This window comes from Bacteroidota bacterium, from assembly GCA_016721765.1.
GTDB lineage: Bacteria > Bacteroidota > Bacteroidia > UBA4408 > UBA4408 > UBA4408.
This window is the reverse complement of sequence record JADKHO010000004.1, coordinates 710559-723757: the sequence shown is the minus strand read 5'-3', so window position 1 is coordinate 723757 and position 13199 is coordinate 710559. Positions and strand designations below refer to the sequence as shown.

At 37.8% G+C, this 13199-nt stretch carries 6 protein-coding genes; 2 read left to right on the top strand and 4 right to left on the bottom strand.

The features are described from left to right. A complete protein-coding gene (locus tag IPP32_17155; protein MBL0049812.1) occupies positions 1-390 on the top strand; it encodes a DUF1398 domain-containing protein in 390 nt (129 codons plus the stop codon). Positions 391-550: 160 nt separating this feature from the next. Here the strand turns inward: IPP32_17155 and IPP32_17150 are convergent, their stop codons facing one another. The 3 genes from IPP32_17150 to IPP32_17140 all read right to left on the bottom strand — a co-directional run bounded on the left by IPP32_17150 (position 551) and on the right by IPP32_17140 (position 10296). Further along, positions 551-2326, bottom strand: coding sequence for a tetratricopeptide repeat protein (locus IPP32_17150; GenBank protein ID MBL0049811.1), 1776 nt, complete (start codon positions 2324-2326; stop codon positions 551-553). Between the two features lie 200 nt (positions 2327-2526). After that, positions 2527-5841, bottom strand: coding sequence for a SpoIIE family protein phosphatase (locus IPP32_17145; GenBank protein MBL0049810.1), 3315 nt, complete (start codon positions 5839-5841; stop codon positions 2527-2529). A 48-nt stretch (positions 5842-5889) separates the two neighbouring features. Next, on the bottom strand, positions 5890-10296 hold the full coding sequence (locus IPP32_17140) for a T9SS type A sorting domain-containing protein (protein MBL0049809.1): 4407 nt from the start codon (positions 10294-10296) through the stop codon (positions 5890-5892). 471 nt (positions 10297-10767) lie between these two features. Between IPP32_17140 and IPP32_17135 the strand changes: the two genes are divergently transcribed. Beyond that, the gene (locus IPP32_17135; GenBank protein ID MBL0049808.1) at positions 10768-12315 is read left to right on the top strand and encodes a gliding motility-associated C-terminal domain-containing protein; all 1548 of its coding nucleotides are present in this window, start codon (positions 10768-10770) and stop codon (positions 12313-12315) included. Here IPP32_17135 and IPP32_17130 read toward each other — a convergent pair. Further along, entirely contained in the window at positions 12299-13195 is an 897-nt protein-coding gene (locus IPP32_17130) for a cation transporter (protein MBL0049807.1), read from the bottom strand. The two genes, IPP32_17135 and IPP32_17130, sit on opposite strands and share 17 nt — an antisense overlap. Between the last annotated feature and the right edge of the window lie 4 nt (positions 13196-13199).

The following is a 13199-nucleotide window of genomic DNA, read 5'->3' as shown; positions in this document are numbered from 1 at the left end:
ATGTTTACCATTGAACAAATTAAAGCAGCACACAGTCGTGTAAAATCGGGCGCGGACTTTCCCACGTACATCCATGAAATTAAAAAATTAGGTCTTATAAAATATGAAACATTTGTGAGCACCGGTAACACAAATTATTACGGAACCGACGATTATACTATTTCGACCGGTGCAAAATACGAAGCCTTAACTATTGCGGATACTTCGAATATTGCGCAATTCAAGGTTGACCTTAAGGCACATCAGCAAGGTAAAACCGATTTCCCAACATTTTGCAAGGACTGTGCTAAATCAGGTGTTGAGAAATGGGTAACTAATACCGATAAAATGACCTGTACGTATTATGATTTGAAAGGTATTGAAATGTTGATGGAAATAATTCCGAACTAGCATCCTTTATTTGGGATTAAGGACTAAGGAATAAGGATTTGGGGTTAAGGATTAAGGGATCAGGATTTGAGATTTAGGAATTTGGAGTTTGGAAATTTTATTTTGGATTAGGGATTTGTAGTCTGTTTTTACAACACTACGCCCTTTGCGATTACAGCGGTTAAATGCGGATGCCAATTACCAAAATATCATCCACCTGCTCGTAAGGTCCACGCCATTGATTATGGAAATTTTCGAGGTTAATTTTTTGCTGATACATTTCCAACAAATGATTATCAATAAGCGTTTGATGGAAGAATTTATTTTTTAATTTTTTTCCTTCCTCTCCACCAAATTGATCGGCATAACCATCGCTGGCCATGTAAATAATGTCTTTTGGTTCTAATTTAATTTCATTGTTGTGAAATTTTCGCACCTCCTCACCAATAAAAATCCCAATTGGAAATTTATCAGCGGTGTATTTAGTGAGCGCTGTTTCCCGCACTAAAAACAAGGGATTAAAGGCTCCTGCAAATTGAAGACTGAGGTTTTTAAAATCGATGCGACATAAGCTAATGTCCATGCCATCGCGCACAGTAGATTCCTCAAAGGTTTGACGAATAGTGAGGTTAAATAAACGATTTACTTCATCTAATATTTGCGCAGGTGAAGCCGTCTTTAATTCACTCAAAGCCTGTCGTAATAAATTTTGCCCTACAATCGAAATAAAAGCCCCTGGAACACCATGTCCCGTGCAATCCACTGCTGCCACATATACGATTCCATCCTTCTCGGCAAACCAATAAAAATCACCACTTACAATGTCTTTGGGTTTGTACAAAACAAAATAATCTTTGAGGTACTCATCCATCAAAGCTTTATCAGGTAAACTGGCTTCTTGAATGTGCTTGGCGTATTTAATACTGTCGGTGATATCTTTGTTTTTGGTTTCAATCAATTTATTCGCCTTCGCCAATTCATAATTCCGCAGCTTGTAAATTTCTTTTTCTTTTTCAGCTTGTTCCAACTCAAACTGCGTTTGCATCACATTTATGATTACTTCGTTATTGCTGGTAAGCACTTTGCTTTTAACTTTGTCGTGATATTCAAAGCATTCGAGTGCTTGCTCAAAATCACCAATGAGTTTATAAGCGTCGGACAAGTTTTTATATACTTCACTGATGAGCATTTTTTCACCCATTTCCTTAGCCGCACTCATGGCCAGTTGGTGGTGATAAATAGCTTGGTTGTAATCGTGAACAATGCAATAGTATTTTCCAAGAGAAGTATTGGCCAAAGCTATTCCTTTGAGGTGATTATTGAAGTTGCTAATCTTTAAAGAGCGCGTTAATACGTCAAAAGCTTTTTGGGGTTGATTGGTTTTGAGGTAGGTATTTCCCACACTGTTGAGTGCATCGGTTAATCCAAGCTCTTCTTGTTGCTCAATAAACAGTTCTATCGCTTTGGAAGCGTATTCCAAACTGATTTCATATTTCTCCTGATAATGATACACCGCCGAAATATTTCGGTAGATATAGGCTATACCTAATTTATCGTTGGCGTCTCTGCTAAATTTAAGTGCTTGAAAATAAACTTCAAGCGATTTTTCATATTGAAAGAGGGCCAAGTGAATATTTCCAATGGAACGAATAACAGCTGCTAATCCGGCATGTTCTTTTAAATATTCAAAGATGGATTGTGCTTTTTGCAAATCCAGTAATGCAATTTGAAATTGAGAAAGCAAGTAATAGGAAGAGCCTGAAGATAAGTAGCTTTGCGCAAGCCCATAACTGTAATTAATTTCGATGGCCACTTCACGCGCCTTTAGCGCCAAATCCAACGATTTATTGGGATAGGACTTACGTATGCTCCACGCTTTTTGATTCAACGCGTCCACAAACGCAGTGTCTTCTAGCGTATATTTTAGAGAAGTAGTGCTCTCTTTGAATTCAAGCATAAATCAGGGAAGTAAAGTTATTACCCAAATTGCCAAAAGTTAAGTATCGGTGTCGAACGCTAATTTTACCAAAGTTATTCACAAATGTTAACACTTGCAATAATCATTTCACTATTTAGACAAACAGCTTCTTTACCCTGTTTACTCCGAATTATAGTTGAATAAAGTTTATAATTAGCAAGATATAATTTTTGAATTTCTTAGATTTTGATTCCGATTACGAGAATATCATCTACCTGTTCGTTTTCACCTTGCCAAGAGCGAATGGTGTTTAGCAATTTCATCCGTTGTTCCTCCATAGGTAGATGTTGAAGTTGAATCAGCGTAATTTTAAATTGATTGTACTTGAACTTTTTGCCTTTCGGTCCACCAAACTGATCGGCATAACCATCGGTAAAAAGATATATCGTATCGCCTTTTTGAACCTCCATCTCGTGGTTGTCGAAATGCTTAAGTTCCTCGCCAATAAAGATTCCGATGGGAAATTTATTTCCTTTGGTTTCGGTAAGTTCTCCATTTCGGATGTGATAAATGGGATTATTAGCACCTGCCCAAGCAACTTTGTTTGTTTTCTTATCGAGCGAAAGCAGCACTATATCCATTCCATCCTTAACCTTGCTTTCCTCATTTTTTTGGCGGAGGGTATTCGTCACGCCTTTATTTAATTCATCCAAGATGGCCGATGGTTTTGATAGGCGGTGTTCGTTAATGGATTGACTTAAAATATTATTTCCCACAATGCTCATCAAAGCTCCCGGCACGCCATGTCCCGTGCAATCAACAGCTGCAACCAAAACAGTGTCATCAATTTCATCCACCCAATAAAAGTCACCACTCAAAATATCCTTTGGCAAAAACAAAATAAAACTTTCGGGCAGCAAACGCTTTATTTCGTTATCAGGCGGAAGTATGGTATCCTGAATGCGTTTAGCATAGTTTATACTGTCGGTAATGTCTTTGTTTTTTATTTCAACAATATCTTTTTGCTTTTGAATTTCTTCGCTTTGTTTTACGATTTCGGAAGTTCGTTCCTTCACTGTATTTTCCAAGACTAGTTTTGCCGTTTTTAAACGCCTTACCGAAACTTGAACCACCAAATAAACAAATCCTGCAAAAAGTAACAGATAAGCTAAATAAGCCCAAATGGTGCGGTACCAAGGGGGTAAAATCACAAACTCATATGTGGTTTCGTCGCTAATGGTATCATAAATATTTTTTGCTTTTAAGTGGAGGGTGTATTTGCCTTCGCGTAAGTTGTTGTAGGAAACTTTGGATTCTAATGACCATGGCTTCCATTCGTTTTCAAAACCTTCTAAGTAATAACTATAATAATTTGAAGTGGAGGGTTCGTTAAAAGAATAACTAAATGCAAAGGAAATGGAATTTAGTCTAAATGAAATTTCGGGTAAAAAGGATCGGGGTTGTTTTAGTGTTGGAATATTCCATTCCTCATTATATTTAATCACCTTGTCTGCGAATGTTCCATAAAAAATAATTGAATCATTTCCAATTCTTATGTTTCTAATTAAAGCATTGTATAATCGATCGGATGTTTTACTATTATTTTTAACGGTATGTTGATCGGCGCAAATAATGTTGTTGGTAGAACTCATCCACAATGTGTTCTCATTTTTAATACAGATTGCTGTTACCACCACTTCTCCCATTCTCCTGAATTGTTTTGAGTAATTGCTATAGTTACCATCAGGCTTTTTTTCAAGTATGGAAATAAGTGGACCACTTCCTTCAAGTACTGATAATACAATGTATTCATGCTCTGAAGCTTTTGCAAAATCTACAATTTGTGATGAAGATTTATCTAAAACTTGGTTGAAAGTTAAGAATGGATCAAAGCGATTGGTGCGGTAATTGAAATTAAAAAATCCATCTTTTGTACCGAAAATAACATCTTGTTCAAATGGAAAAACTTTATTGTAAATCACATCGGGCAAGCCGCTAGCGGTGTCAAATTTTTCATACTGATACTGTGAGGTACCAAGTGAATTAAGATGGGCTAAACCTTCTTTTGTCACTTTATAAACACCTTCCTTTACAGAGACTAGCCAAATATTTCCGTAATGGTCTTCTGCAATTGTTTTAATTTCATCTTTAATATTTTGATCCGGGTAATTAATTTCCCAAGAACCATCAGTTAGAGTTAACACGGCAAAGCCATTTTTTAAACCTACAAATAATTTATTTGGGTCAATTTTGGACTGAAAAGCAAAGAAACAATACTCTTGTAGGATGGGTTTTATTTTGTTTTCTTGAATTTCAAAAAAGCCCAAAGTTGTTGCGACAAATAATTTATTTACCGCACCAATTTTAGCATCCAAAAAGCTAAAACATTCTGATTTTAAATCCAACTTGTTAAATTTTGGATTATTTTCAAATCCAGCCTGAGTCGAATTCAGTTCTATAAAATAAGCACCGAGAGTTGTAGCCACATAGACCCTGTTTTCGAATTTGCAAATGCCTTGGATATTGCCATTTATGCCATTCTTATCTTTAATAAAAGTAAATGGAGAATTAATTTCGAGAATAGATACATTATTATCTTGGGCCATCCATAAATCACCATAATTATCCACATACAAGTCATTGACTTTATTATCTTCAAGAATATTGGATTTATTTAAAACTTTAATGATTTCAGCTTTCTGATTTAATATCACTAAGCCCCCTTGAAGTGTGCCATAAATAATTGAACTGTCTTCCAATTGAACACCATCGTATACTTGGCTTTCAGCTAAATAATCGCTGGCAGGTGTATTAAGTTGGAGGATATTCTTGCCAAGAGGTTGAAGCATATCATAGAGAAATAATCCTCGATCGCGTGTAGCAAAAAGCAATTTGTTTTTAGCAATAGGCAAAATACTATAGATGCGATCATCCGAAAATTCATCGCCTCCAGGAAGAAGAGAAAGCCGTCCGTTTTCGTACTTATCGAGTCCCACCCCACGTTCTAGTACATAAAGAATATCATTTATGTAATAACTAAAGTGAAATGTACTCGAAGATTTTATCACCTTAAACTTTCCATCCTTAAAAAAGTACAAAGCTTCGAAAGCTTGAAAACAAATTCCATCTTTGGTGTTGTATACTTTCGCAACTTCGGTGAAGTTTCGGTCGGAGGAATCCAATTTCTCAACTAAACTTTTATATTCCAAAGCACCGTTATCATTGGGCTTTAGATAGCCAATCTCTTGTCGCCCGCCAACAAAAATAATTCCTTCCTCGTTGGAACAGAGCGAACGAACGGTGGATCCATTGGGTAGCAAAATTAAAGTTGTGCCATCTATATTATTAAATTCAAGCACCCCGCCCTGCACTCCAAAAAACATAACTCCCCGCTTATCCTGCACAATCGACCAATTGGTGCGTAAACCGCTACCACTAAAATCGAAACTGCGAATTAAGGGAACACCAATTGTATTGCGATTAATGGCGCTAGCGCTGCAGGTAGCTAGCAGCAATAAAAAAAGTAGGGAAATTTTTTTCCTGAAATTTAGCATAGATTACAACATCAGGCAAATGTAAAAAAAGGCTTACAACCCTTGTCTTTATTTCGAAATAATAATTTTTTCAACGAAATAATTTTGTCCGTTTTCAACCTGTAGAAAATACATACCGGATCCTAATTTTCTTAAATCCATTTCAAGTTGCATACTTGTTGATAGCGCTTCAATACTGCTTTTGTAAACAATAGTACCTTTTAAATCAAACACTGTAATTTCGGTATTTTGTGAACTGGAAGTGCTAAAACGAAGGGTGAAATTTCCCTTACCCGGATTTGGATAAATGGTATAAAACTGATGCGGTTTAATTAACTCTGGTGACGCACCTAAAACAATATTTCCGTTAAAAGTGCGCAAACTGCCTGAGCTTCCTACAATGTAACCTCTGGGTTGCTTATAGGTAATTTTATTGGTATTGTTTGCTACTCCTTTGCTGAACCTAGCCCAAGTTAAACCAGCATCTTCAGTTTGATAAATAATGCCTTTAGAGCCTACTACCCATGCAGTATCCACACCGCTTACACTAATGGAAGCAAAATCTATTTCGGCTCCGGGGGGTAGGGATTGTGTCCAGCTTGTGCCGCCATTTGTTGTTTGTAGCACAATTCCTTTATCGCCGCAAGCGTAACCAAGAGAAGCGTTTACAAAAACTACATCTCTTAAGCTGCTCGTTATTCCTGAGCTTTGTGGAACCCAGCCACTACCTGAATTTTTTAAAATGGTACCCGCATCACCAACTACAAATGCAGTTGTCCCTGTTTCGTAAATGGCATTTAGATCCTGTGTTGTGCCTGAACTTTCGTAGTTGAGCACACCGCCTGTATAGCGAAAAATTGCTCCGTTTTTTCCAACTACCAATCCTGAATTGGTGGAGCTAAGCGAACTAGCATTAAAACTTTGCTGCGCCGAAATATTTATGGGAACAGTTAGCCAACTGGCACCACTGTTGGTAGATTCCACAACCTTTCCTTCCTTAGATGTTAACCACCATTTTCCATTTACCAATTGCACCGAAGAGGCATCGTTTAATCCGGTATTAATTTTTGGAATCCAGCTATTTCCACCATCCGTGGTATACAAACATTCACCTGTTGCAAGCGCAACACACCCGGTCGAATCATCTAAAAAATAAGCTCCTGTTAAATCAGAATTGGTATTGCTAAAAAGTGGAATGTTCGGAAATGTATTGTCAACATGAATATAATCGGTATTGGTTTTTGTGATGCTGCATCCATTGGTACTGGTAACGGTAAGCGATACATCGTACACGCCAATTTGATTGTAAGTATGAACGGTATTGGCTAGCGTGGAAGTGGTGTTATCCCCAAAATCCCACAAATAGGAACTGACACCGCTGGAGCTGCCATTATAGGAAAATGTAGCATATACATTTGGCAATGCATAATAAATATTGGCCGGTGGAAATACAAATTCAGGACTGTTAATCACTAAGCTAGTTCCATTGTTAGTTCCAATAGTTGGAGGGTTATCGGATACCACACGAATTTTATAATTGGTTCCATTCTGCACATAATCCGGAACTACACAGTTTATTGTTCCTGCGCTTGTGGATTGAATACTTCCAATTGAAGTGGGTAACCCAAAACTGCCATTATTATCAGATAGTTGTGCAATAAAATAATTGCCTGCATTGAAACTGCCTACGGTAGCAAAGGTCACCGGGAAGGTAGTATTCTTACAAAAGGAATTCACATTAAAAGTTGCTATGGAGGGCGCTGTTCCTGTAAAAGGAGCAGTGATAGTAAAAAATGCATTACTGTAATCAATAACTCCCGCACCGTTAGAAAGGCGTATCAAACATTTGGTGGATTGCGAATTAGGAACCAACCAAAAATAAGGGCTGGTAGTTACATTATTCGAAATTAAATTCCACGTATATCCGGTATCGGTTGAATAAAATAAATCCAGTTGACTAATATTATTGCTGGTAAAAGTGATAGGTTTATAACTTCCGGCTTGCCACTGTTCACCGCCGTTTGGAGCTGTGAGGCTAAGTGATTTTAAAGTGTCGGCAATTTCAAAATCTAAATTACTAACATCAAAAACTGAAGCATTGGCTGCATTACTTATTTTAACACGACAAGTGGCAGAAATGGCATTTGGCACATTCCAAAAATAGCTTCCACTGCTCGCAGGAATAGCGTTGGCAATGCTTGTCCAACCTGCGCCGGTAGAGTATTCTAATTTTACGTTAGCAATTTGAGAGCTTGTCCAGGTAATGGAATGGCTACTTCCAATATGCCATTTTTCGCCACCGTTAGGAGTTACTAAATTTAAGGAAGTGCTTGCCGGAACAATGAAAAAATTAGTAGCACTCACATCCTGCAAAGCGGAATTAACATCCACAATTTTAATGAAGCAGTTGGTTGAAGTATTGTTTGGAACTGTCCAATTAAAGAAACCGGTGTTCGTGTAATTTTGAGCAATGGCGGTATAGGTAGCACCTCCATCATAGCTAAAATACAAGTTCACAGCAGTGATGCCTTGACTAATCCAAGAAATATATACTGAGCTTCCAACCGCTAAAGTTAGGTTGGTATTAGGATAAGTAATATCCAATGTTTTAACTTGGCTAATGCTGAAATTGCTTGCACTTACCGATTTTAAAGTGGTGTTCACTGCATCTGTAATGCGCACCTTACAAGTTGTAGAACTCACATTGGGTGTGGTCCAGGCATAGAAGCCCGAATTGTTTCCATCGGCATTAGCAAAAGCACTCACCCCATTAGCAATGGGCAACCAATTAAGGCCATCTAAAGTATATTCTAAATTAAAAGAAGTAGCACTGATTTTAGAATGCCAATAGATATAGGTTATCGAGTTTGCCGATAAAATTTCTCCTCCATTAGGACTTATTATAGAAGGGGAGGTAAGAATCGAAAATAAGGAATCGTTGTAAGCGACATTGCTTGAATTGGCTACATCTGTAATTTTAATTTTGCATTGATGGGAATTTATTCCATTAGGAATGTTCCAAGCATACTGAGATGCACCTGCAGTTGTAGAAGCCACTACAGTGCTGTAAATGGTTCCACCATTAATAGAGTATTCAATTTTTAAGCCGGCCGATCCATTACTTTTCCATTTAATATTACGAGTTGTACCGCTAAACCAAGTTTCATTTTTCTTTGGAGCAACTACGGATAGATTAGAAATTTTTACAATCCAAAAATCATCTCCACCATGGTTCAGCGTAACATCATTTGTTGTGGAGGCTGAAATACCAACAGCGAGTATACCGCCATCGCTACTTTGAGTAACGGAATAGGAATTGTCTTCCAAATTTCCACCTACCGATTTTTTCCATTCCACGAGGCCTGCCGCTGAAAGTTTTATCATCCAAAAATCCTTATTCCCATAATTGCTGGTTAAATCAATATCATCCGACTCTGAATGACCCGTAATTACATAGCCTCCATCATTTGTTTCCACCGCATAATTGGCACGGTCGTTATCAGTGCCACCATAGGTTTTTTGCCATTGGGTAGTTCCGGATGAATCCAATTTAATTACCCATAAATCATCTTGTCCATAATTTCCATACACATCTCCATCGTAGGATTCCGTATAGCCAATAATTAAATAGCCATTGTCGCTGGTTTGAATAAATGAATTCGAATAATCATTAGAATTTCCACCCAATGTTCTTGTCCATAAAACTGTTCCAGCCTTATCTGTTTTAACTACCCAAATATCGTTTTTAGCGGAATGGTTTTGACCAGAAATATCACCGTCGTTCGAAAGTGTATACCCAACTATTAATAAACTGCTATCTGCCGCCTGCTTCACAGTATACGCCAATTCGTCTTTGGTTCCACCATACGTTTTTTGCCACAATAAATTTCCGGAAGTGTCAAGCTTTGTTAACCAAAAATCATAGCCGCCATGTGCATTGGTGACATTGCCGTTAGAAGAACGAGAATAGCCGATTACCAACAACTTACCATCCAAGGTTTGAATTGCACCACGTGCAATATCAGTGCTGGTTCCTCCGTAAGATTTTTGCCATAAAATTGTCCCTATAGCGTTTAAACGCACAATCCAATAATCGCTGGAACCGTGATTCCCGGTAACATCTCCATCGGTGGAAGATGCGTTTCCTACAAGTAAATATCCACCATTGCTAAGTTGAATAATGGCATAACCTTTATCCGAGGTACTGCCACCATAGGTTTTTTTCCATTGCACATTTCCTGCAGCATCCATCTTAACCACCCAATAATCGTAGCTTCCATGGTTGCCAACCACATCTCCATCAACAGAATTGGTATTTCCTGCAATAATGGAACCTCCATCGCTCGTTTTATAAACAGAGCGCGCCTCATCGGTGCCGGTGCCCCCTAATGATTTTTGCCATTGAAGGGATGGCGTTTGAGCAAATATGAAACTGAAGGGCAGAAGCAACAATAAAATAGTACAAAATCTTTTCATAGTAAGTTTATTTAACTCTTGTAAAAATAAGATATTTTTTAGGTTTATTTGTTAGGATGTTATCATTTGAATAAAATGTTCCTAATTATCTCGCAAAGCTTTGTTTGTAGGGTTTTAATCTGAATGGCTTTGCTTGGTTTATAGCGAAAAGAGTTTATGATATTATCGATAATTAATTGCGCAGAAACTTTACTAAATTGAGATAATCAGTAATCTTAAACTTTTAATGCGTGTACCGGTTAACATCCACGCAGCATAGCATTGTGAAAGTGACATTCTGAACCCAAAAACATATTGCGCAAAGCATTTAAATATACGTAAATATTTAAGTGTTTTTTTACGAATCCTCATGATACGCTAAGCGATTAAAACTCCTGTGTGATAAGGTATATCTGCTCCCTAAATGTTTCGAAATTAAAAAATTGTATGTAGTATTGTGTTAGAAATTATAATCTTGCTAAAAATTAATCCATGAAATCGAATTTTATTTTACCTCAATTGGCATTATTTCTTTTTGTGGTAGTTCCATGCACTAGTTATGCTCAAGTATGTAATTTTACCTATTCTTTAGGCGGTGATACTTCTTTTTGCCCGGGTAGTCCTATTAATTATAATTTAACCGCTCCATCGGCCAATGCTCCTTATTTGTGGGATAATGGCTCCACAGCGGCAATTCGCCACATCAGTAATTTTGGAACGTATTATTGCAAAGCAACTGAAATTGGTGCAGATGTTGTTTCGAATGGTAATTTTAGTGCTGGAAGCACCGGTTTTACAAGCGATTACAATGTTGGAACGGGCGGAACCTGGGGGCCGATTTCGGTGGAAGGAACCTATTTAGTGACTACCAATGCGAACTTAGCACATACCAATTTTCAACATTTTACCGATCACACAGGTGCGGGAAACATGATGGTAGTGAATGGTTCGGGTTCGCCCAATCAATCTGTTTGGTGCCAAACTATTAATGTTTCTCAAAATACGGATTATAATTTTTCGGCTTGGGTGGCCAATTGCGTTGTGCCGGTTCCACTCTTGCAATTTTCTATTAATGGTGTAACCTTGGGAGCTGTTTTTTCACCACCTACAACAGTAGGACTTTGGACAAAATTTTCGGCCAACTGGAATTCCGGAACCAATGCCAATGCGGTAATTTGCATTGTAAATCAAAACACAAACGTGGCAGGTAATGATTTTGCGCTGGACGATATTTTTTTTCAACCCATTTGTACCTTCACCGATACCGTACATGTTACCAGTAAACCCTTGCCAACTTTAGTGGATGCAGGAAGTGATACTTCTTTGTGTATTGGAAACAGTGTTCAACTATCAGCCAATGCCGGTACAGGTACATCGTTTGGTTGGTCAAGTATTCCTAGCGGATTTAGTTCAACTGTGCTTGATCCAATAGTTAGTCCTGTGGTGAATACTGCATATATTTTTAGTTCAACGCTAGACGGATGCTCCATAAAAGATACAATTTTTGTAAAGGCCAACACACTGCCCAATGCCGATTTTATTGTAACAACTGTTGATTCGAGTTGTAGTTCATATGCGGTAGAATTATCAAGTATTTCTACAAATGCGAATGCATACTATTGGCAATTTGGTGATGGATTAACTTCAAACGATTCAAGTGTGATTCATAGCTATACTGCATCAGGCGAATTCACGGTTTTGTTAACCGCATTTAATACTGCTTGTGCAGATACACAAACTATTCCTTTGAAAGTAATTTTTAGTGGGGCAGATTTTACTTTGCCTAATGTTTTTACGCCCAATGGCGATGCTAGCAATGAGCAATTTTTTGTACCCAAAGAGTGCATTCAATCTGCTTCGGTTTCAATTTATAATCGTTGGGGTGTGTTGGTAAAGAAGTGGGAGGGATTGGATGGTTTTTGGGATGGTAAAATTAAGGGCAATGCTGCGGCAGATGGAGTTTATTATTATGTTGTAGATGCTTCATATGCCAATGGCGAAACAACTCACCAATACGGGACCATTAGTTTGTATCGCTAATTCCACTGGGTTCAATATGTATGAGTACATGCCCCAATTGCTGAATTTGGGCGCGCAAGGTATCTTTCAATAAGTGCGCAATGTCGTGGCCTTGTTTTACACTGATTTGGGCATCAACACTGGCATGCAGTTCCACATGGTATTTCATTCCTGCTTTTCGTATAAAGCATTTTTCCGTATCCACCACACCGGGAACTTGATGGGCAATTTTACGAATGTCCACAATCAAATCGTCGTAAACATGTTCATCCATAATTTCGCCCAAAGCCGGTCGGAAAATTAAATAACTGTTGTACAAAATAAATCCGGAAGCAAACAATGCAGCCCAATCATCGGCCGATTCATACCCCTTTCCTAAAATTAATGCTATTGAAATACCAATAAAAGCTGCAATAGAAGTAATGGCATCGCTACGGTGATGCCAAGCATCGGCTTTCAATGATGAACTATTTATTTCTTTGCTTCTGCGGATGACGATGCGGTAAGAAATTTCTTTCCATAGAATAATGCCACCCAATACAAACAATGTAAATGATTTTGGTGGTTCGTGTGGATTTCCAATATTTTGAATGCTCTCGTAGGCAATAATTGTAGCGGAAGTAATTAAAAAGCCAACTACCAAAAAAGTAATTAGTGGCTCTGCACGTCCATGGCCATAGGGATGATTTTTATCGGCCGGTTTGTTCGAATATTTTATTCCGAATAAAACTAAAAACGAAGAAAATATATCAGTAGTAGATTCAATGGCATCGGCAATAAGCGCATAGGAATTACCTAAATAGCCGGTTATGAATTTTAGTAATGCAAGCAAAGCATTTCCTACAATACTAAAATAAGTTGCACTTACTGCTTTTTGCTGATTTGCGGCATCACTGGCCATATAT